The organism is Streptomyces sp. NPDC002044 (genome assembly GCF_040296725.1).
Taxonomy (GTDB): domain Bacteria; phylum Actinomycetota; class Actinomycetes; order Streptomycetales; family Streptomycetaceae; genus Streptomyces; species Streptomyces antarcticus.
Genome location: NZ_JBEOXU010000033.1, coordinates 34,252 through 54,797 on the forward strand (window position 1 = coordinate 34,252; position 20,546 = coordinate 54,797).

At 72.1% G+C, this 20,546-nt stretch carries 18 protein-coding genes; 8 read left to right on the top strand and 10 right to left on the bottom strand.

Annotated elements, in window-relative coordinates:
* The first annotated feature begins 84 nt into the window (after window positions 1-84).
* The gene (locus tag ABT106_RS11730) at window positions 85-891 is read left to right on the top strand and encodes an HAD family hydrolase (RefSeq protein WP_351275514.1); all 807 of its coding nucleotides are present in this window, start codon (window positions 85-87) and stop codon (window positions 889-891) included.
* 41 nt (window positions 892-932) lie between these two features.
* Here ABT106_RS11730 and ABT106_RS11735 read toward each other — a convergent pair whose 3' ends face one another.
* Together ABT106_RS11735 and ABT106_RS11740 are read right to left on the bottom strand one after the other, a co-directional pair.
* The gene (locus ABT106_RS11735; protein ID WP_351275516.1) at window positions 933-2,936 is read right to left on the bottom strand and encodes a CocE/NonD family hydrolase; all 2,004 of its coding nucleotides are present in this window, start codon (window positions 2,934-2,936) and stop codon (window positions 933-935) included.
* A gap of 21 nt (window positions 2,937-2,957) precedes the next feature.
* The gene (locus ABT106_RS11740) at window positions 2,958-4,475 is read right to left on the bottom strand and encodes a peptide MFS transporter (RefSeq protein WP_351275518.1); all 1,518 of its coding nucleotides are present in this window, start codon (window positions 4,473-4,475) and stop codon (window positions 2,958-2,960) included.
* Window positions 4,476-4,665: 190 nt separating this feature from the next.
* Between ABT106_RS11740 and ABT106_RS11745 the strand changes: the two genes are divergently transcribed.
* From ABT106_RS11745 to ABT106_RS11760, 4 genes are all read left to right on the top strand, one after another.
* Entirely contained in the window at window positions 4,666-5,676 is a 1,011-nt protein-coding gene (locus ABT106_RS11745) for a polyprenyl synthetase family protein (protein WP_351275520.1), read from the top strand.
* A gap of 275 nt (window positions 5,677-5,951) precedes the next feature.
* Window positions 5,952-7,151, top strand: coding sequence for a LolA family protein (locus ABT106_RS11750; RefSeq protein ID WP_351275522.1), 1,200 nt, complete (start codon window positions 5,952-5,954; stop codon window positions 7,149-7,151).
* Between the two features lie 101 nt (window positions 7,152-7,252).
* Window positions 7,253-7,456, top strand: coding sequence for a YlcI/YnfO family protein (locus ABT106_RS11755; protein WP_351275524.1), 204 nt, complete (start codon window positions 7,253-7,255; stop codon window positions 7,454-7,456).
* On the top strand, window positions 7,453-7,869 hold the full coding sequence (locus tag ABT106_RS11760; RefSeq protein WP_351275526.1) for a hypothetical protein: 417 nt from the start codon (window positions 7,453-7,455) through the stop codon (window positions 7,867-7,869). The genes ABT106_RS11755 and ABT106_RS11760 overlap by 4 nt, the downstream gene beginning before the upstream one ends.
* Window positions 7,870-7,986: 117 nt before the next feature.
* Here ABT106_RS11760 and ABT106_RS11765 read toward each other — a convergent pair whose 3' ends face one another.
* From ABT106_RS11765 to ABT106_RS11800, 8 genes are all read right to left on the bottom strand, one after another.
* Window positions 7,987-9,303 (bottom strand): M28 family metallopeptidase, encoded by a 1,317-nt coding sequence (locus ABT106_RS11765; RefSeq protein WP_351275528.1) that lies wholly within the window; start codon window positions 9,301-9,303, stop codon window positions 7,987-7,989.
* Between the two features lie 202 nt (window positions 9,304-9,505).
* Window positions 9,506-10,450 (bottom strand): EamA family transporter RarD, encoded by a 945-nt coding sequence (rarD, locus tag ABT106_RS11770; protein ID WP_351275530.1) that lies wholly within the window; start codon window positions 10,448-10,450, stop codon window positions 9,506-9,508.
* A gap of 146 nt (window positions 10,451-10,596) precedes the next feature.
* Window positions 10,597-11,451 (bottom strand): SDR family oxidoreductase, encoded by an 855-nt coding sequence (locus ABT106_RS11775; RefSeq protein WP_351275532.1) that lies wholly within the window; start codon window positions 11,449-11,451, stop codon window positions 10,597-10,599.
* A gap of 163 nt (window positions 11,452-11,614) precedes the next feature.
* Complete coding sequence (locus tag ABT106_RS11780) at window positions 11,615-12,706, bottom strand: 2-oxoacid:ferredoxin oxidoreductase subunit beta (protein ID WP_351275534.1); 1,092 nt, start codon at window positions 12,704-12,706, stop codon at window positions 11,615-11,617.
* A complete protein-coding gene (locus ABT106_RS11785; protein ID WP_351275536.1) occupies window positions 12,699-14,642 on the bottom strand; it encodes a 2-oxoacid:acceptor oxidoreductase subunit alpha in 1,944 nt (647 codons plus the stop codon). The genes ABT106_RS11780 and ABT106_RS11785 overlap by 8 nt, the downstream gene beginning before the upstream one ends.
* A 150-nt stretch (window positions 14,643-14,792) precedes the next feature.
* The gene (locus ABT106_RS11790) at window positions 14,793-15,452 is read right to left on the bottom strand and encodes a response regulator transcription factor (protein ID WP_351275550.1); all 660 of its coding nucleotides are present in this window, start codon (window positions 15,450-15,452) and stop codon (window positions 14,793-14,795) included.
* Window positions 15,453-15,721: 269 nt separating this feature from the next.
* Window positions 15,722-17,032 (bottom strand): sensor histidine kinase, encoded by a 1,311-nt coding sequence (locus tag ABT106_RS11795; protein ID WP_351275538.1) that lies wholly within the window; start codon window positions 17,030-17,032, stop codon window positions 15,722-15,724.
* A 503-nt stretch (window positions 17,033-17,535) separates the two neighbouring features.
* Window positions 17,536-18,744: a sensor histidine kinase gene (locus tag ABT106_RS11800; RefSeq protein ID WP_351275540.1), complete on the bottom strand. Its 1,209-nt coding sequence runs from the start codon at window positions 18,742-18,744 to the stop codon at window positions 17,536-17,538.
* A gap of 146 nt (window positions 18,745-18,890) precedes the next feature.
* Here ABT106_RS11800 and ABT106_RS11805 point away from each other — a divergent pair, with 146 nt between their 5' ends.
* The 3 genes from ABT106_RS11805 to ABT106_RS11815 form a co-directional block, all read left to right on the top strand.
* A complete protein-coding gene (locus ABT106_RS11805) occupies window positions 18,891-19,298 on the top strand; it encodes an NADH-quinone oxidoreductase subunit A (protein WP_351275542.1) in 408 nt (135 codons plus the stop codon).
* On the top strand, window positions 19,289-19,879 hold the full coding sequence (locus ABT106_RS11810) for an NADH-quinone oxidoreductase subunit B (protein WP_351275544.1): 591 nt from the start codon (window positions 19,289-19,291) through the stop codon (window positions 19,877-19,879). Before ABT106_RS11805 ends, ABT106_RS11810 begins: the two co-directional genes overlap by 10 nt.
* A partial coding sequence (locus ABT106_RS11815) for an NADH-quinone oxidoreductase subunit C (RefSeq protein WP_351275546.1) occupies window positions 19,876-20,546 on the top strand: 671 nt, incomplete at its 3' end. The genes ABT106_RS11810 and ABT106_RS11815, both read left to right, overlap by 4 nt.

A 20,546-nucleotide genomic window follows, 5' to 3' on the forward strand; every position in this document is an offset into this window, starting at 1 on the left:
TTACGTGGCTGATGATGCCTGCGGGAGGCCGGATTCGGGCGCTATTTGTAGGACTTGTCCAACGGGGTCCGTATCCTTGGCGCCGTGACTTCCGCCCTCCTCTTTGACCTGATCGCCACCGACCTGGACGGGACTCTGCTGTGCGCCGGTGACACCGTCTCCGACCGCTCCCACCAGGCACTCGCCACCGCCCGCGCCGCCGGGGCCCGCCACATCATCGTCACGGGACGCCCCGTCCCGCAGGTCCGCCACGTCCTGGACGGCCTCGGCTATTCGGGGCTCGCGGTGTGCGGACAGGGCGCCCAGGTGTACGACGCGGCGCGCGGGGTCCTGCTGCACTCCGTCTCCATGGACCGGGGGCTGGCCGAGATCGCCCTCGGCAAGATCGAGGCGGAGATCGGCGAGGTCTACGCGGCGGTCAACCAGGAGGGGGTGGACGCGGAGATGCTGATAGGGCCCGGCTACCGGATGTGGCACCCCCACCTGCCGACCGTCCGGGTGCCGCGCAGGTCGGACCTGTGGTCGGCCCCGATCAACAAGGTGCTGCTCCAGCACCCCGAGCTGGACGACGACGAGCTGACGCGCCTCGCGCGGTCGGTGGTCGGCGACCTGGTGAACGTCACCATGGCCGGCGAGCACACGGTGGAACTCCAGCCGCCGGGCATCGACAAGGCCAGCGGGCTGGCCCGGGCGGCGGAGTTCCTGGGGGCGTCGGCGGCGGGGACGATCGCGTTCGGGGACATGCCGAACGACATCCCGATGTTCGCGTGGGCCGCCCGGGGGGTGGCGATGGCGAACGCGCACCGCGAGCTGGTCGCGGTGGCCGACGAGGTGACGCTGTCCAACGAGGACGACGGCATCGCGGTCGTCCTGGAACGCCTCTTCCCCTGACGGACAGAGCCCGGGGCGGGCCCCGGGGGCCCGGCGGCCCGTCAGCCCGCCGTGCGGGGGAGGCGGCGTTCCCACGTGCGGTGGAAGACGACCTCGTCGCCCTCCCGGCACACCACCTCGTTCGACGTCAGGAAGCCGCCCTCGTCGCAACGGATCTCCGACCGGGTCTCGACCCGCGCGTCCCAGCCCAGGTCGGGCCTGCGCAGCCGCACCTTCCACTCCGACCGGGTCGACGCCGACAGCGCGTCCGCCTCCTGGATCTCGTACACCTCCACCGCGTCCTCGCCGAACTCCAGCCCGTCCGGATAGACCCGCGTGCCCCCGTAGCGCGGGTCCACCTCCAGCCGCCACGTCCCGCGCGCGACGTCCCGTACGACCAGCCGCTCGGGCCGCGCCTCGTCCAGCGTGTCCGGGTAGACCACGCCCAGCGGCTCCGACTGCTCCGGTTCCCCGAAGACGATCCCGTCGTCCCCGGCGGACCGCGCCCGCACCGGGAGGGTCACCTCGCTGCCCGCCGGGTCCAGGGTCCAGCCCGCCTCGGAGCCGGCCCGCGGCCAGATCCACGGCCAGTACGCGGAGGACAGCGACAGGCGGATGCGGTGGCCCGGCGCGAAGGCGTGCCCGATGCCGTTCAGCTCGAAGGTGACGTCCTCGTACGCGCCCGTCGGCCACGGGACGGCCCGGTCCCGGCCGTGGCGCGCGGAGAGGTTCAGCGCGCCCCGCGTGACGAGCGTCGAGGAGCCGTCCGGGGCCACGTCGCACAGCCGGGCCACGACCTGCCCGTACGGGACGTCCAGCCGCAGCCGCAGGGTCACCGCGGGGCGGCCCAGGATCTCCACCGGCTCGCCCTCGCCCACCGGGAACTCGAAGCAGGCCGACTTCGCGTCCTCCTCGCGCTGGTCCGGCGGCAGGTCGGCGTCGTTGCCGAACGGGAAGAACCGGCCCGCGTCCAGCCCGGTGTGCTGCGGCGAGGCGACCTCGACCGGCGCGCCCTGGAGTCCGTACGGGACGGGGATCACCGACGCGGACGGCCACGCCTTCTCGCCGACCCAGCGGCCCGGCAGCTGCGCGTACACGGTGGCCGGCGGATGCGAGTCGCTGATCCACGAGCGCAGCAGCGGCTCGTCCATCACACCGTTGTCCTCGCCCTTGAGCCAGTGGTCCCACCAGCGCAGGGTCTCCTGGAGGAAGCCGATCGCCGGGCCCGGCGGCAGCCCGCGGTCGGGGTACTGGTGCGACCACGGGCCGATCAGGCCCCGGACCCGGTCCGCGGGCAGGTGCTCGACCAGCCGCAGCACGGTGTCCCGGTACGGGTCGTGCCAGCCGCCCACCGCGAGGACCGCCGCGCCGACGGCCGCGTAGTCCTCGCAGACGCTGCCGTGGCGCCAGTAGTCGTTGCGGGTCTGGTGCGAGAGCCAGGTGTGGACGAGCGGCTCGACGCCCTCCAGGCGGTCCAGCCACTGCTCCCGCCAGCCGTCGCCCGCGTACAGCGGGTCCGGCGGGCGCGCGGCGAAGGCCAGCATCGTCGCCGCCCAGGCGTGCATGTCCACGGCCAGCACCGAGCCGCCCATGTAGTGCACGTCGTTGTCGTAGCGGTCGTCGGTCGAGCACACGGTCACGACGGCCTTCAGCGCCTCGGGGCCGAGCGCGGCGATCTGGAGGCTGTTGAAGCCGCCCCAGGAGATCCCGAACATGCCCACCGAGCCCGAGCACCACGGCTGTGCCGCCAGCCACTCGACCACGGCGACCCCGTCGGCCAGCTCCCGGGCGTCGTACTCGTCGCCGGGACGGCCCCCGCTGCATCCGTGGCCGCGCACGTCCACCCGGACCGAGGCGTAGCCGTGGCCCGCGTACCAGGGGTGGCGCTGCCAGTCGCGGGGCGCGGTCCAGTCGGTGAGCCGGTAGGGGAGGTACTCCAGCAGGGCGGGGACGGGGCCGTCCGTCACCGGGCGCCAGATCCGGGCGTAGAGCTCGACGCCGTCGGACAGCGGGATCCGGACATCCTCGCGGGTGGTCTCGTACGGGAGATCGGTACGGATGATCATCGGAGTGGGTCGCCAATCGCCTCAGTGGACGGGGTGCATCGTGCGCCGCAGCCAGGGTGCGAGCGCGAGGACGGCCAGGCCGACGGCCACGGCGACGGCGCCGTTGACGCCGAAGTACACGGGGTGGGAGACCTGGTCGTAGAGCTTCACGACCTGGGCCTGGATGCCGTTGGCCAGGGCCAGGGAGAGGAACCACAGGGCCATCGTCTGGCTGCTGAAGGCCGCGGGGGCGAGCTTGGTGGTGGCCGACATGCCGGAGGTCTCCAGCAGGACGTCGCCGAGGCCGAGCAGCAGGTAGGAGCCGACGATCCACCAGGCGGCCATCCGGTAGGCGCCGCCGTCGTGCCCCGAGGTCGGGATGACCATCAGCAGGAACGACAGGCCGCCCAGGATCACGCCGATGGCGATCTTGTTGGAGGCGTGCGGCTGGCGGGGGCCCATCCTGGCCCACAGGGCGGCGACGACCGGGGCGAGCGCGACCTCGAAGGCGCCGAGCGCGGAGGCGTACCAGCTCGCGGGGAAGTCGAAGCCCAGGATGGTGGTGCGGGCGTTGGTCGAGGCCAGCAGCATCATCGTGGAGTACGCCTGGAAGAGGATGAAGTTGAAGGCGACGGAGGCGAGGAAGAGGACGACGTACGGGCGCAGCCGGCCTCGCTCCTGCGCCGTCACCCGCGGACTGCGGAACATGACGGCGAAGTAGACGGCCGGGGCGATCACCGAGACGAGGGTGAGCAGGTCGACGAAGCGGTCCATCGTCAGCCGGCCGGTGAGGGCCAGAAGGGTGGCGGCCGCGGCGAACGCGACACACCCGGCGACGATCCGCCACACGGCGCGGCGCATCGCGGCCGGCGCGAGGGGGAACTCGGCGGAGTGCCGGCGCCCGGCCAGGTGCCGGCGGCCCAGGACGTACTGGATCAGGCCGAAGGTCATGCCGATGGCGGCCGCGGAGAAGCCCCAGTGCCAGCCTTCGTGCTCACCGAGCCAGCCGGTGATCAGGGGTCCGGCGAACGCGCCGATGTTGATGGACATGTAGTAGAGCGCGAAACCGGCGTCGCGCCGGTCGTCGTCGGTGCGGTACAGCTTGCCCACCATGGTGGCCACATTGGGTTTGAGCAGGCCGGTTCCCGCGCTGATCAGGCCGAGGCCCACCCAGGTCATGGCGGCGGTGGGGACCGCCATGGCGTAATGGCCGCAGGCGATCAGGATCCCGCCCCACAGCACGGCCCGGTAGGAACCGAGGATGCGGTCGGCGAGCCAGCCGCCCGCGACGGAGACGAGGTAGACCATGGTCCCGTAGGCCGCGGAGACGGACGCCGCGGTGCCCGGGTTCATCCCCAGGCCGCCGTTCGCCACCGTGTCCGCGAAGTAGAGGACGAGGATGGCCTGCATGCCGAGGAACGAGAAGCGCTCCCAGACCTCCAGCCCGGACAGGGTGGCGAGACCCCGGGGGTGGCCGAGGAAGGCGTGGTCGTCCTCGGGCGGCGGCTGCTCGGCCTCCGGGTCCGGGGATTCGTCTGTGTCGGACGCAGTTCTGGACAAAAGACATTCTCCGGTTGTATCGGCTCCACAAGAACATACCGGTGCCCTTCGGGCACTGCGCGGGTGGCGGCCGGACAGGCGCTCTCCGTGATCGAAAACAGACCGGATACGCTGGCTTGAGTGATGGCAGCGACACATCGACAATCCATGTGATCGTCAGCGTGATCGTCAGCAGACAGGAGTACCCCTCGTGACCGTCGTCGGGCCGTTCGGACTGAGCGTGCGGGACCAGGCTCTTGAGACCGATGTCCAGGCGGGACTGGCCGCCGTCGAGGCGGGTCTGCTGGAGGCCACCAAGAGCGAAGTCCCCTTCATCACCGAGGCCGCGCAGCACCTCGTGCGGGCCGGCGGCAAGCGGTTCCGGCCGCTGCTGGTGATGCTCGCGTCCCGTTTCGGCGATCCGTACGCCCCCGGGATCGTGCCGTCCGCCGTGGTGGTCGAGCTCACCCACCTGGCGACGCTCTACCACGACGACGTCATGGACGAGGCGGACGTACGCCGCGGCGTGGACAGCGCGAACGCCCGCTGGGGCAACTCGGTGGCCGTCCTGACGGGTGACTTCCTGTTCGCCCGGGCCTCGCACATCCTGGCCGACCTCGGACCCGAGGCCGTGCGCATCCAGGCCGAGGCGTTCGAGCGGCTGGTGACCGGCCAGATCCTGGAGACGGCCGGCCCGCGCGACGGCCGCGACCCCGTCGCCCACTACCTCGACGTCATCGCGGGCAAGACCGGCTCGCTGATCGCCGTCTCCGGCCGCTTCGGCGCGCTGATGTCCGGCGCCGACGAGTCGGTCGTCGACATCCTCACCCAGTACGGCGAGCGCCTCGGCACCGCCTTCCAGCTCGCCGACGACGTCCTCGACATCGCCTCCGACGCGCACGAGTCCGGCAAGACCCCGGGCACCGACCTGCGCGAGGGCATCCCCACCCTGCCCGTGCTGCGGCTGCGCGAGATCGCGGCCCGCGACGGGCGCGCCGAGGACCTGGAGCTCGTACGGCTCCTGGACGGCGACCTGACGGACGACGCCCGGCACACCGAGGTCCTGACCCGGCTGCGGGCGCACCCGGCCCTGGAGCAGGCCCGCCGCGACACCATCCGGTACGCGGAGGACGCGCGCGCCACGCTCGCGCCGCTGCCCGAGTGCTTCGCGAAGTCGGCCCTGGAAGAGCTGTGCGATGCCGTGGTGCACCGCGCCGGCTGACGCCGCCCCGCCGCGGCGCCGACGACCGCCGCACCGCGGCGGCGGTCCCGGCCGTGGTCCGCGCTGTGGAACGGGCCCTTCCGCCCCGTCGACCCCTACGGGTCGGGGCAGGGGGGCCCGCGTCGTGTCATCCCACGGTCGTACGCGCAATTGCGTCCGGGGGCTGACGCCCCGGAGCCGTCGATTTGGTCAGATGGAGTCATCAACCCCACCAGATCGGGTGAGCGCGGCGACACGGGGGTCGCCGCCGTCGACACAGAGGGCAGGGCACTGACATGGCAGCGAACACGAAGACTTCTCGCAAGGTCGCCCGGTACGGCGTACCGGTCGCGGTGGCAGGTGTGGCCGCGGCGACCATCGCGATGGTCCCGGCCTTCGCCAACGCCGCGGGGCCCGACCTGCCCAAGGTGACGGCGCAGGAACTCATCGCGAAGATCGCGGCATCGGACGTACAGCAGCTGTCCGGCACGGCCAAGATCAGCACCGATCTGGGCCTGCCGAAGCTCGCGACCGGGCTGCTCGGGGGCGGCGGCGTCGCGGGCGGCTCGGCCAACCCGGAGGACAAGGTCGCGCAGCTGGCGAACGGCACGCACACCGTGCGCGTCGCCGCCGACGGCCCGGACCGCCAGAAGCTGACCTTCCTGGACGGCAAGGACGAGTACAGCCTCATCCACAACGGCAACGACGTGTGGGGATACGACTCCCAGTCGAACGAGGTCTTCCACGAGAAGAACGCCGGCGAGGCCAAGGAGCACAAGACGGGCGACCGCCTCGGCGGCGTCTCGCCCCAGCAGCTGGCCCAGGACGTCCTGAAGGCCGCCGGAACCACCACGGACATCAGCGTCGGCGACACCGCCCAGGTGGCGGGCCGGGATGCCTACCAGCTGGTGCTCAAGCCCAAGCAGACCGGCTCCACGGTCGGCTCGGTCAAGATCGCGGTGGATGCCAAGAACGGTGTGCCGCTGCGCGTGCAGCTGCTCTCCGCCCAGGGCGGCAAGCCGATCGCGGACGCGGGCTTCACCCAGATCGACTTCACCAAGCCGGCGGCCGGCACCTTCGCCTTCACCCCGCCCAAGGGCGCCAAGCTGACCGAGGGCACGGACGGGCCGGCGGCCGGCAAGGACGCCCACGACAAGGGCCTCAAGGCCCTGGAGTCCTTCCCGGGCCTCGGCCAGCTGGCGGGCGGCGGGAACGGCAAGGGCGACGTGAAGGTCCTCGGCGAGGGCTGGGCGACCGTCGCCCGGATCGACACCGGCGCGGGCACGAACCTCAAGGACCTGGAGAACGACAAGAACACCCCGAAGGAGGCCAAGCAGTTCCTGAACTCCCTCGGGGAGAAGGTCTCCGGGTCGTTCGGCGAGGGCCGGGTCCTGTCGACCCGTCTGGTCAACGCCCTGATCACGGACGACGGCAAGGTCTACGTCGGCGCGGTCACCAAGGACCAGCTGGTCAAGACGGCCGACACCGCCAAGTAAGGCGGAGACCGCCGCGTCAGGGTGGCCCGGGACCTGTGTCCCGGGCCACCCTTCTGCCGTAGCCCTCCTGCGTACACCCGCCCCCGCTGTACGGTGGGGGGATGTCGAGACACGTCACCATCCGCCTGGACGAGGACTTCCACGAACGCCTGAAGGCGCGCGCGGCGGCGCTGGGAACGACGGTCACCGCGCTGATCACCGAGGTCACGGAACGCGAACTCGACGACGACCGGAAGAACTTCCTCTCCGGGATAGAGGAGTTCGCCGACCACTGGGGCTACTTCCAGGAGCGGTTCGGCCATTGAAGATCACCATGGAATGGGCCTGGACCGCCCTGGCCCACCATCTCCCGTCCGATCCCGCGGTGTGGGACCCCTCAGGGGTCGCAGCCGCCGTCGCCCGGCACCAGAACGACCTCGTCCTGGTACCCGAACAGCCCGCCCCGGACACCGCGTGGCGGGCTGCCGCGTTCCTGCACACCCTCGCGGTGTGCCCGGCGCTGGAATCGCCGATGAACGAGTTCTACGCCGCCGCCGCGACCCGCTCGTACCTGCGCGTCGCCGGAGCCAGGCAGCTGCCCTCGCCGGAGGTGCTCGGCGATCTGGTCGAGGCGGCGAAGCTGGGCCGGCTGGACGTGGCCGACGTGGCCGCGGAACTGCGCGCCCGGATACAGGAGCCGCTGTCGGCCTCGCTGCGCTCCCGCGCGGAAGGCGCGTAGCGCCCCCGTACGCCCTGAGGGCCCCGTACGCGGCTGCCGCCGCCGCTCCCGCGCCGGGAGGCGGGGTGAGCGGCGGCGGCCCGGGCGGTCGGCTGCCGGTGGTGCCTGCGGCCGGTGCTAGAAGGTGATCTTCCAGCTGTTGATGTAGCCGACGTCCTGTGCGGCCGCGTCCCTGGCCCGGAGCTTCCAGGATCCGTTGGCCACCTCGGAGGACGCGTTCACGGTGTACGACTGGACGAGGTTGTCGGCGCTGCCGCCGGTGCGGTTGTGCAGGTTGTAGACGGTGCCGTCGGGGGCGACCAGGTCGACCACCAGGTCACCGCGGTAGGTGTGGACGATGTTCACGTCCACCTTGGTGGTGGCCGGGGCGTTGCCCGCGACACCCGAGACGGTGATCGGCGAGGTCACCGCGGTGGTGGAGTTGTCCGGGATGCTGACGTCCGCGGTGTTCTCGAACGACGGGCCCGGCGGGACCGGGGTGGAGGCTCCGAGGTTCCAGATCGCGTAGGCGATGGCGTCGGCGTTGCGGTCCAGGGCGGTGTCGTTGATGTTCGTCAGCGAGTCGCAGGACGAGTGGTAGCAGCGGTCGAAGGCCTGACCGGAGGTGCCGCCCCACTTCTGCGCCTGGGCCGCCGTCTTGCTGTTGCTGGCGCCGGTGAACAGGCCGCCGACCGGGATGCCCACGTTCTTGAAGGACGCGTGGTCCGAGCGGCCGTCGCCCTCGGTCTCGATCTCCGTCGCGACGCCGAGGCCCGCGTAGTAGTTCTTGAAGGTCTGCTCGATCGTCGGGTCGTCGTCGTAGACGAAGTAGCCCGGGTTCGGCGAGCCGATCATGTCGAAGTTCAGGTACCCGGCGAACTTCGCGCGCTCGGCGGTCGGCAGGTTGTTGACGTAGTACTTCGACCCGATCAGGCCGAGCTCCTCCGCGCCCCACCAGCCGAAGCGCAGGTGCTTCGTGGGTTGGAGGCCGGCGCGGGAGACGGCGAGGGCGGTCTCCAGCACGGCCGCGCTGCCGGATCCGTTGTCGTTGATGCCCGCGCCGGACGTCACCGAGTCGAGGTGGGCGCCGGACATCAGGACCGAGTTCGGGTCGCCGCCCGGCCAGTCGGCTATCAGGTTGTAGCCGGTGGCGCCGCTGGAGGTGAAGGTCTGCAGCGTGGTGGTGAAGCCCGCCGCGTCCAGCTTGGCCTTCACGTAGTCGATCGAGGCCTTGTAGCCGGCCCGGCCGTGGGCGCGGTTGCCGCCGTTGTTCGCGGCGATGGTCGAGAGCTGCGACAGGTGGGCCTTGACGTTGGCCAGTGGAATGTCGGGCGGCGTCGGCGCCGCGGTGGCCGCCGAGGGGGCGGCCAGGGCGACAGGGGCGGTGGAGGCGAACAGGCCGGCGACCGCGAACGCGGTCACGGCGGCGAGGCGCCGGGAGACGGACAGGCTCATGTGGGGGCTCCGGGATTCCGCGGGGATATGACGGAACGAGCGTGATAGAGCAGGTGAGCGATAGTGCGTCAGTGCGAGCCTGATGTTCAGCGAGAGTGTGACTGCCCGTCAAGACCACAATCCGGTCAAGGGGGTTCGGAAAACGGACGGTCCCCGGTACGGGAGTTCCGTACCGGGGACCGTGGGGGCGGTGTGCGAGCGGTTACGCCGGTTCGCGCGCCGGCGCCGGAGTGCCGAGGGGGGTGACGTCGAGCCGTACCCGCGAGCGCCGCGCGGCGCGCAGCGCGTCCCAGGTCAGCAGGGTGAGCGCCGCCCACACCAGGGAGAATCCGGCCCAGCGCTCAGGCGGCATGGCCTCGTGGAAGTAGAGGATGCCCAGCAGGAACTGGAACACCGGGGCCATGTACTGGAGCATGCCCAGGGTCGACAGCGGGACCCGGATCGCGGCCGCCCCGAAGCACACCAAGGGGATCGCGGTGACCAGGCCGGTCGCGGCGAGCAGCGCCGTGTGCCCGGTCCCGTACGCGGAGAAGGTGGACCGGCCCTGCGCGCCCAGCCAGAGCAGGTAGCCGAGGGCGGGCAGGAACAGGACGGCCGTCTCGGCGGCGAGGGACTCCAGCCCGCCCATGCCGAGCTTCTTCTTGATCAGGCCGTACGTCGCGAAGGAGAAGGCCAGGGCCAGCGAGATCCACGGCGGGCGCCCGGCGCCGATGGCCAGCACGAGCACGGCGACGACGGTGATCCCGACCGCCGCCCACTGCGCGCGGCGCAGCCGCTCACCGAGCACCAGCACCCCGATCGCGATGATGACCAGGGGATTGATGAAGTAGCCGAGGCTCGCCTCGACGACGTGGCCGCTGTTGACGGACCAGATGTACAGGCCCCAGTTGACGGTGATGACCGAGGCGGCCAGCGCCGTCAGGGCGAGTTTGCGCGGTTGGCGGAGCAACTCCCGTATCCAGCTCCAGCGCCGCAGCGCGAGCAGGCCGATCCCGACCACGACGAGCGACCACACCATGCGGTGGGCGAGGATCTCGACCGCGCCGGAGGGCTTGAGCAGCGGCCAGAAGAGGGGGACCAGCCCCCACACGCCGTATGCGGCGAATCCGCTGAGCAAACCCGTGCGCTGCTCGGTCCGTTGCTTCACGGGCTCCTCCTGTGCGATTTCCGGCCAACCTCACGACGGTAGCGCCGCGCTCCCCGGATGTCATGCCCATTGTGGCGGGAGACTCATGACAGCGAGGAGGCCCGCCCCGGCCGGCCGGGGTCCGCGCGCCCCGGGCCGGTGCGGGATCAGGCCAGGGCGGCGCTGATCGCCTCCGCCACCGGCGTCGTCGGCCGCCCGATCAGCCGGGCCAGGTCCCCGCTGGTGCCCGCCAGGCGGCCGCGGGCGATGGCCGCGTCCACGTCGACGAGGATCGCCGCGAAGGGCTCGGGCACCCCGGCGCCGGTCAGTGCCGCCAGGTGCTCGGCGGCCGGGACGTCGGTGTACGTGACCTCACGGCCCGACTGCGCCGACAGCTCCGCGGTGTACTCCGCGAGGCTCCAGGCGGTGTCCCCGGAGAGCTCGTAGGCCCGGTTCAGGTGGCCCTCGCCGGTCAGTGCCACGGCCGCCGCGGCGGCGTAGTCGGCCCGCGCCGCCGAGGCGACCCGGCCCCCGCCCGCGCTGGCGACGACGGTGCCCTGCTCCAGGGCGGCGGGGAGCTGGGCGGTGTAGTTCTCGTGGTACCAGCCATTGCGCAGGAAGGTGTACGGCACCCCGGAGTCGAGGACGGCCCGCTCGGTGGCCCGGTGCTCGGCGGCCAGGTCGAAGTCGGCCTCCGGGCCGCCGAGGACGCCGGTGTAGGCGAGCTGTGCCACGCCGGCGGCCCGGGCGGCCTCCAGTACGGCGGTGTGCTGGGCGACGCGGCGCCCGATCTGGTTGCCGGAGATGAGCAGCACCCGGTCACCGGCCCGGAAGGCGCCGGCCAGGGCGGCGGGGTCGTCGTAGTCGGCGACGCGGACCTCCACGCCGCGCCCGGACAGGTCGGCGGCCTTCGCGGGGTCGCGGACGACGACGGCGACCCGGTCGGCGGGGACCCGGTCCAGCAGTTCTTCGACGACGAGACGGCCGAGGGCTCCGGTGGCTCCGGTGACGACGATGCTCATGATTGCTCTCCTCGTGGGGCGGGACGATAGTGCCACCCTACGGTAAGCGCTAACTTTTAGAAAGTGCTCCGGTGTCGCTCGTGTCCTCCACGCCGAAGCGCGCACGCGCCGGAGCCCGGCCCTCCGCTTCGGGGGGCCGGGCTCCGGCGGGGCGCCGTACGGGTCAGCCGACGACGGTCCAGGTGTCGCCGCCGGCCAGGAGGGCGCCGAGGTCGCCCTTGCCGCTCCGGTCGACGGCCGCGTCGAGCTGCTCGGCCATGAGGGTGTCGTAGACCGGGCGCGCGACGCTGCGGAAGACCCCGATGGGGGTGTGGTGCAGCGTGTCGGGGTCGGCCAGCCGCGACAGGGCGAAGGCGTGCGTGGGGCTGGTGCCCTTCGCGTCGTGGACCAGGATCCGCGCCTCGTTCTCCGGGGTCACGGCGACGACCTCCAGGTCTCCGGTGGCCGGATCGCGGACCACGCCCTTGGCCCCGTCGGCGCCGAACCGGATCGGCTGGCCGTGCTCCAGCCGGATCACGGCCTCCTCGGCCCGTTCCTTGTCCTTGAGGACCTCGAAGGCGCCGTCGTTGAAGATGTTGCAGTTCTGGTAGATCTCCACCAGCGCCGTGCCCTGGTGGTCGGCGGCCTGGCGCAGCACCTCGGTCAGGTGCTTGCGGTCCGAGTCGACCGTGCGGGCGACGAAACTGGCCTCCGCGCCGATCGCGAGGGACACCGGGTTGAAGGGCGCGTCCAGGGAGCCCATCGGAGTCGACTTCGTGATCTTGCCGACCTCGGAGGTGGGGGAGTACTGCCCCTTCGTCAGGCCGTAGATCCGATTGTTGAACAGGAGGATCTTGAGGTTGACGTTGCGGCGCAGCGCGTGGATGAGGTGGTTGCCGCCGATGGACAGGGCGTCGCCGTCCCCCGTGACCACCCACACCGACAGGTCACGGCGCGAGGTGGCCAGGCCGGTCGCGATGGCCGGGGCGCGGCCGTGGATGGAGTGCATCCCGTAGGTGTTCATGTAGTACGGGAAGCGGGAGGAGCAGCCGATGCCGGAGACGAAGACGATGTTCTCCTTCGCCAGCCCCAGTTCGGGCATGAAGCCCTGCACGGCGGCGAGGACGGCGTAGTCGCCGCAGCCGGGGCACCAGCGGACCTCCTGGTCCGACTTGAAGTCCTTCATCGACTGCTTGGCCTCGGCCTTCGGCACGAGGGACAGCAGGGTCGGCGCCGGTGTCGGCGTCGGATGGGGGGCGTCGGTCACCTCAGTCATGGATGGCCTCCTCGAGGACCGTCGCGAGCTGCTCCGCCTTGAACGGCATTCCGTTGACCTGGTTGTACGACTGGGCGTCGACCAGGTATTTCGCCCGGACCAGGGTGGCGAGCTGCCCGAGGTTCATCTCCGGCACCACGACCTTGTCGTAGCGCCCCAGGACCTCGCCCAGATTCCCGGGGAAGGGGTTCAGGTGGCGCAGGTGGGCCTGCGCGATGGGCCGCCCGGTCAGGCGCAGCCGTCGGACGGCGGCGGTGATGGGGCCGTACGTGGAGCCCCAGCCGAGGACCAGCGTGCGGGCCCCGTCCGGGTCGTCGACGTCCAGGTCGGGGACGGCGATGCCGTCGATCTTGGCCTGACGGGTGCGGACCATCAGGTCGTGGTTGGCCGGATCGTAGGAGATGTTGCCGGTGCCGTCCTGCTTCTCGATGCCGCCGATGCGGTGTTCGAGGCCGGGGGTGCCGGGCACGGCCCAGGGGCGGGCCAGGGTCTGCGGGTCGCGCTTGTACGGCCAGAACACCTCGGTGCCGTCGGCCAGCTCGTGGTTGGGCCCGGCCGCGAACGGGACCTTCAGGTCCGGGAGGTCGTCGACGTCCGGGATCTTCCAGGGCTCCGAGCCGTTGGCGAGGTAGCCGTCGGAGAGCAGGAACACGGGGGTCCGGTAGGCGAGCGCGATCCGGGCCGCGTCGAGGGCGGCGTCGAAGCAGTCCGCCGGGGTGCGCGGGGCCACGATCGGGACCGGGGCCTCGCCGTTGCGCCCGTACATGGCCTGGAGCAGGTCGGCCTGCTCGGTCTTGGTCGGCAGGCCGGTGGACGGGCCGCCGCGCTGGATGTCCACGATCAGCAGCGGCAGTTCGAGGGAGACCGCGAGCCCGATCGCCTCCGACTTCAGGGCCACGCCCGGCCCGGAGGTGGTCGTCACGGCGAGCGAACCGCCGAAGGCGGCCCCGAGGGCCGCGCCGATGCCGGCGATCTCGTCCTCGGCCTGGAAGGTCCGTACGCCGAAGTTCTTGTGCCGGCTCAGCTCGTGCAGGATGTCGGAGGCCGGGGTGATCGGGTACGAACCCAGGTAGAGCGGCAGATCGGCCTGACGGCCGGCCGCGATCAGCCCGTACGACAGCGCCAGGTTTCCCGAGATGTTGCGGTAGGTGCCGGTGGGGAAGGCGCGGGTGGCGGGCGCCACCTCGTAGGAGACCGCGAAGTCCTCGGTGGTCTCGCCGAAGTTCCAGCCCGCGCGGAAGGCGGCGACGTTGGCCTCCGCGATGTCCGGCTTCTTCGCGAACTTCTGCCGCAGGAAGCTCTCGGTCCCCTCGGTGGGCCGGTGGTACATCCACGACAGCAGGCCCAGCGCGAACATGTTCTTGCTGCGCTCGGCCTCCTTGCGGGGGAGCCCGAACTCCTTGAGCGCCTCGAGCGTGAGGGTCGTCAGCGGTACGGGGTGGAGGTTGTAGGCGTCGAGGGAGCCGTCGTCGAGGGGGGAGGTCTCGTAGCCCACCTTGGCCATGGGGCGCTTGGTGAACTCGTCGGTGTTGACGATGATCTCCGCACCGCGCGGCACGTCCCCGATGTTCGCCTTCAGGGCCGCCGGGTTCATCGCGACCAGCACGTTCGGCGCGTCCCCCGGCGTGAGGATGTCGTGGTCGGCGAAGTGGAGCTGGAAGGAGGAGACGCCCGGCAGTGTTCCGGCGGGGGCGCGGATCTCGGCGGGGAAGTTCGGGAGCGTCGACAGGTCGTTGCCGAACGACGCCGTCTCCGCGGTGAACCGGTCACCGGTGAGCTGCATACCGTCACCCGAGTCGCCCGCGAATCTGATGATCACACGATCGAGGCGGCGGACTTCCTTGCCGCCCGGGCCCGCCGGGGCGCGCTGTCCGCCGACAACCGCACCCCCGGCCCCGTCGGCCTGCTCGGCCGGGCTGCTGACCTGGCTGGTCACTGAACTGGACCTCCTTCGAGGCGTGGGCACCCCCGGGATCCACCCTACGTCCGTAGGAGTGCGCTCCCGGGGAGCGGCCACATTCTGGACCGTCGGACCGTACCTTGAGACGACCCGGCCGGTATGCATATCTGACAGAGTGTCAGTCGATCAAGACTTCAGATAGGTGAGAACGGCCAGTACACGCCGGTGATCCCCGTCACTCGGTGACAGGCCCAGCTTCATGAAGATGTTGCTGACGTGCTTTTCCACCGCTCCGTCGCTCACGACCAGCTGCTTGGCCACGGCGGAATTGGTACGGCCTTCGGCCATCAGCCCCAGTACCTCGCGCTCCCGGGGCGTCAGCCCCGCCAGCACGTCCTGCTTGCGGCTGCGGCCGAGCAGCTGCGCGACGACCTCGGGATCCAGCGCGGTACCGCCCCGGGCCACCCGCACCACCGCGTCCAGGAACTCCCGCACGTCGGCGACCCGGTCCTTGAGCAGGTACCCCACCCCGGTCGAGGAGCCCGCCAGCAGTTCGGTGGCGTACTGCTCCTCCACGTACTGCGACAGCACGAGCACGCCTATGCCCGGATGCTCGCGCCGCAGCCGGACGGCCGCCCGTACGCCCTCGTCGGTGTGCGTCGGCGGCATCCGTACGTCGGCCACCACCACGTCCGGCAGCGCGTTCTCCGCCGCCAGCTCGTCCACCGTCTTGATCAGGGCTTCGGCGTCCCCGACGCCGGCGACGACGTCATGCCCCCGGTCGGTCAGCAGCCGGGTCAGGCCCTCCCTCAGCAGCACCGAATCCTCGGCGATGACCACCCGCACCCTGTCTTCCACGATTCAGCAGCTCCCGCGTCCACTCGTACCCGTACCACCTGGCTCAGCCAAGCATCCCAGCCTCAAGCCCGGATAAAGGCAGAGCCGGGACAACGGGTGCGGGTTCGGGGGGAGTTTTCACATGCGGAGGAACCCGCGCGGCCCCGGCCCGCCACACCGGCGCCGGACGGCGGGAGTTGCCGGGGCGGAGCGGGGCGGGACGGGACGGGGCGATGCGGGGCGGGCTCGCGCGGGGCGGCGGCCGGGAGCGGCCGGGGCTACGACCGCCAGGGGAGCCCGGCGGTCACCCTCGTACCGCCCTCCTCGGGCGAGTCGACCACCAGTACGCCGTCCACCGCGTCCAGCCGCTCCGCCAGGCCCGCCAGCCCGGTCCCGGACTCCGGGTCCGCACCGCCCCGGCCGTCGTCGCAGACCTGGATCAGCAGCCGCTCCCCGGCCTTCCACACGTCGACCGAGGCTGCCCGGGCCGAGGCGTGCTTGCTGATGTTCTGGAGCAGCTCGGAGACCGTGAAGTACGCGATCCCCTCGATCGCCGCCGCGGGCCGCGCCGGCAGGTCCACCGCCACCCGCACCGGTACCGCGCATCGCGAGGCCACCGCGGACAGCGCCGCGTCCAGCCCCCGGTCGGTCAGCACGGCCGGATGGATCCCGCGGGCCAGGTCGCGCAGCTCCCGCAGGGCCGTCTTCACCTCCCCGTGGGCCTCGTCCACCATCCGCGCCGCGGCCTGCGGGTCCTCGCGCAGCTTCTCCTTCGCCAGCCCCAGGTCCATGGCGAGCGCCACCAGCCGGGCCTGCGCCCCGTCGTGCAGATCGCGCTCGATGCGCCGCAGGTCGGCCGCGGCGGTGTCCACGACCACACCCCGGCCGGACTCCAGCTCGATGACCCGGCTGTCCAGCCGGGACGGCCCGAGCAGCCCGCCGACCAGGACCCGGTCGATGGTGGTCAGGGCCCGGACGACCCACGGGGTGGCGAGCGTGAACGCCAGCCCGACCAGCGAGGTCAGGACGATCGCGGCGGGGGAGTCGAGGTAGTAGGAGTAGTCGTCGTTCTGGAACAGCTGGAGACCGGGCTGGTCGGTGAAGACCGGGAACACCCAGAACCACAGCGGGTACAGCAGGTAGGTCCAGCCGACCGCCCAGAACACCAGTGCCACCACGAACCCGAACACCGCCCACGGGAAGTGGACCACGCAGTACAGCACGTGCCGCCACGCGCTCCCGCTCTTGAGCAGCGCGCCCATCGCGGACAGCGCCCCGCCCTTCTTCGCCCGGACCGGCGCGGGATCGGCGATGTCCACCCCGAGCAGGACGCGCACCCGTGCCCGCTCCAGGTGGCCGAACCCGCGGCACAGGGCCAGTACGCCCGCCAGGACCGGGATGCCGAGGAAGGTGACGAGCAGCCCGGCGCCGAGGCTCACCCCGGTGACCACCAGCGAGAAGTACAGAATGCTCAGCGGCAGCCCGCTCAGCAGGTACCCGAACGCGCGCCAGGTCCGTGCCGCGAGCGGAGCCCGCAGCACCACACCGATCCCACCGCCCGCGCCGCCGCCGTCCTCGCCGTTGCCCATGATCCCGACCAGCCCCTTCCGTCCAACCGCCCGTGTCCCTCCGATGCCTCCAGCCTGCCGCCCGGGACCCCGCCGAACCATGCGGTGGGTGGGCCTCTCCGCCGGGGGGATAACCCCACCCCGGGGAGGCCCGGGCCGTCCCGGTGCCGGGCGGGGTCCGGGCCGCTGGGACCGCTGGGCCGGGCGCACGGCCCGGGCCGTCCCCGCCGGGCCGCCGGGACGCTGTCTCTCCCCGCGCCGCCGCGCAGACCCCGGGGCGGGCGCGGCCCGGGCGGGGCATCCGTACCGCCCGGGCCGGGAGCCGTGCCGGGCCTTCCCCGCGCTGGGCGGGGGCCGCGCCGCGCCGGAGCCGAGGGCCCGGGAACGCCGAAGGACCCCCGCCCACACCCCGGACGGGAGTCCCACCGTCACGCGTACGGGCCGGCGGCCGGCGGCGGCACGGGAGTCCCGCCGCCACGCGCCCGGCCGAGCCCCGGCCCGGCGGTCCCAGCGCCCCGGCCCGGTCAGTGCGCCCGGCCCGGCGGTCCCAGCGCCCCGGCACGGTCGCGCCACGGCAGTTCCGCCGTGACCACCGTCCCCGCGCCCTCGGGGGAGTCCACGACGAACACCCCGTCCACCGCCTCCAGCCGCTCCGCGAGCCCCGCCATGCCGGTCCCGCCGGCCGGCCGCGCCCCGCCGCGCCCGTCGTCCGAGACCCGGATCAGCAGCCGCGCCCCGGACTTCCACACCTCCACGCCCGCGCCCCGCGCGCCCGCGTGCTTGCTGACGTTCTGGAGCAGCTCCGACACCACGAAGTACGCGATCCCCTCGATCGCCTCCGCCGGCCGCGCCGGCAGGTCCACCGCCACCTTCACCGGCACCAGGCACCGCGCCGCCACCGACGACAGCGCCGCGTCCAGCCCCCGGTCGGTCAGCACGGCCGGGTGGATGCCCCGCGCCAGGTCCCGCAGTTCGCGCAGCGCCAGCTTCACTTCCCCGTGGGCCTCGTCGACCATCGCCGCCGCGCCCTCCGGGTCCTCCAGCAGCTTCTCCTTCGCCAGCCCGAGCCCCATGGCCAGCGCCACCAGCCGGGCCTGCGCCCCGTCGTGCAGGTCCCGCTCGATGCGCCGCAGGTCCGCCGCCGCCGTGTCGACGACGACGCCCCGGTCGGACTCCAGCTCCGCGATCCGCCGCTCCAGCTCGTCGGAGGGCGAGAGCAGCCCCCGTACCATCGCCCGGTCCACGTTCGCCAGCGCCCGCACCACGTACGGCAGCACCGGCCACAGCACGAACAGCCCGGTCAGCACGACGCTGAAGGTCAGCACCCCCCACGGCAGCCGGATCAGCTCGTACAGCACCGTCCGCCAGGCCACCGGGTCCTTGAGGCTCGTCCACAGCCAGGGGAAGAAGCCGCCGGCCCGCTTCGGGCCGGGGATCGGGGTCGGCTCGTCCACCCGTACCCCGAGCAGCGCCCGGGCCCGGGCCCGCTCCAGCCGTCCCAGCTGCCGGGACAGGAAGAGACCGCCGGCGAGCAGCGGAAGGCCGACCGCGGTCACGGACAGACCGCCCGAGACGCTGACCATGACGACCGTGTAGACGAAACCGGCCAGCGACACCGGCAGGTTGCCCAGCAGGTGGGCGATCTCCTTCCACGTCACCGCGTCGAAGGCGGGGCGTACGGGCGGGGGCCGGTCGTCGCCGGCGGTGTCGTTCGTCAGGATGCTCGCGGTCATGCGGCACAGCCTGTCAAGCGGACCCCGCTGATGCCATGGGGTGGCCGGGGTGCCGTGAACGGGGGATAACCCCACCCCGTTGAAGGCAGGCCCTAGACTCCCGTCCGTAACAGATCGCCGACAGTGGCCGAGGAGCGAAGACGGACGTGCCCGAACCAACGGTATCGACCGTGACCGTGCTCGCCGCGGACTACTTCCGGAGTTATTCGGTCGTCGGCCTGCTCGCCGTCCTCGGTGTGCTCTTCGTGACGGTGGCCTTCACCGCGAACCGCCTGCTGCGGCCCACCGTCCCGACCCCGGAGAAGCTGCTGACGTACGAGTGCGGCGTCGACCCGGTCGGCGAGGGCTGGGCCCACACCCAGGTCCGCTACTACGTCTACGCCTTCCTCTACGTCATCTTCGCCGTCGACTCGATCTTCCTGTTCCCCTGGGCGACCGTGTTCGCCGCCGCCGGCTACGGCGCCACGACGCTCGTGGAGATGTTCGTCTTCCTGGGCTTCCTGGCCGTCGGCCTGCTCTACGCGTACAAGAAGGGCGTCCTCGAATGGACGTGACACCGGCCCGGCCGGAGCTGCTCCCCGAGCCGAAGCGACTCGGCGTGCTCTCCCGCCTCGCCCCCGAGCCCATGAAGGTGGTCCTCAACTGGGGCCGCCGCTACAGCCTGTGGGTCTTCAACTTCGGCCTCGCCTGCTGCGCGATCGAGTTCATCGCCGCGTCGATGGCCCGGCACGACTTCATCCGCCTGGGCGTCATCCCCTTCGCGCCCGGACCCCGGCAGGCGGACCTCATGATCGTCTCGGGCACCGTCACCGACAAGATGGCCCCGGCCGTCAAGCGGCTGTACGAGCAGATGCCGGAGCCGAAGTACGTCATCTCCTTCGGCGCCTGCTCCAACTGCGGCGGCCCGTACTGGGACTCGTACTCGGTGACGAAGGGCGTCGACCAGATCATCCCCGTCGACGTCTACGTACCGGGCTGCCCGCCGCGCCCCGAGGCGCTCCTCCAGGGCATCCTCAAGCTCCAGGAGAAGATCGCCCGCGAGTCCCTGGCGGAGCGCTACGCGCAGGCCCCGTCCGTCGGGCAGCTCACCAGCGGCCTGGTCACGCCCCCGCCCGCCCCGGGAGCCGGCGCGTGAACCTCTACGACTCCCTGCCCGACGCGGCGTCCACGGTCTTCGGCGAGGAGGCGGTGGGCTCGTACGCGTACGAGCTCCTCACCGTCGACGTCCCCCTCGGTTCCTGGATCCCGTCCCTCGAAATCGCCCGGGACAAGCTGGGCTGCACGTACTTCGACTGGCTGAGCGCGGTCGACGAGCCGGGCACCGGCTTCCGGATCTGCGCACACGTCGTCTCCCTGGAGAACCACCGCGTACGCCGCCTGCTGCTGCGCACCACCGTCCCGCACACGGCGCCGTCGCTGGCCTCCGCCGTGGCCGTCTACGCGGGCGCGCAATGGCACGAGCGCGAGACCTTCGAGATGTTCGGAGTGGTCTTCACCGATCACCCGCACCTCGTCCCGCTCCTCCTGCCGGAGAACTTCGAAGGGCACCCGCTGCGCAAGGACTTCGTCCTGGCGGCGCGCGTCGCCAAAGCCTGGCCGGGCGCCAAGGAACCGGGCGAGGGCGCCGACCCCGACGGCCCGAAGCGCCGCCAGATGCTCCCGCCCGGCGTCCCGGACCCCAACGACTGGGGCCCGATGAAGGGCCAGCTCCCGCCGGGACTTCCTGTACAGTTGTCCAGGAAATGGGGGCGCCGCCACGGCCATCCCCGCCCGACCCTTCCGAGAAGTGGAGGCGGCCATGC

Coding starts and splice junctions, on each gene's coding strand:
- ABT106_RS11735 (WP_351275516.1), bottom strand. CDS start 2,936: ATGATCATCCGTACCGATCTCCCGTACGAGACCACCCGCGAGGATGTC.
- ABT106_RS11750 (WP_351275522.1), top strand. CDS start 5,952: ATGGCAGCGAACACGAAGACTTCTCGCAAGGTCGCCCGGTACGGCGTA.
- ABT106_RS11755 (WP_351275524.1), top strand. CDS start 7,253: ATGTCGAGACACGTCACCATCCGCCTGGACGAGGACTTCCACGAACGC.
- ABT106_RS11765 (WP_351275528.1), bottom strand. CDS start 9,303: ATGAGCCTGTCCGTCTCCCGGCGCCTCGCCGCCGTGACCGCGTTCGCG.
- ABT106_RS11775 (WP_351275532.1), bottom strand. CDS start 11,451: ATGAGCATCGTCGTCACCGGAGCCACCGGAGCCCTCGGCCGTCTCGTC.
- ABT106_RS11780 (WP_351275534.1), bottom strand. CDS start 12,706: ATGACTGAGGTGACCGACGCCCCCCATCCGACGCCGACACCGGCGCCG.
- ABT106_RS11795 (WP_351275538.1), bottom strand. CDS start 17,032: ATGGGCAACGGCGAGGACGGCGGCGGCGCGGGCGGTGGGATCGGTGTG.
- ABT106_RS11800 (WP_351275540.1), bottom strand. CDS start 18,744: ATGACCGCGAGCATCCTGACGAACGACACCGCCGGCGACGACCGGCCC.
- ABT106_RS11810 (WP_351275544.1), top strand. CDS start 19,289: ATGGACGTGACACCGGCCCGGCCGGAGCTGCTCCCCGAGCCGAAGCGA.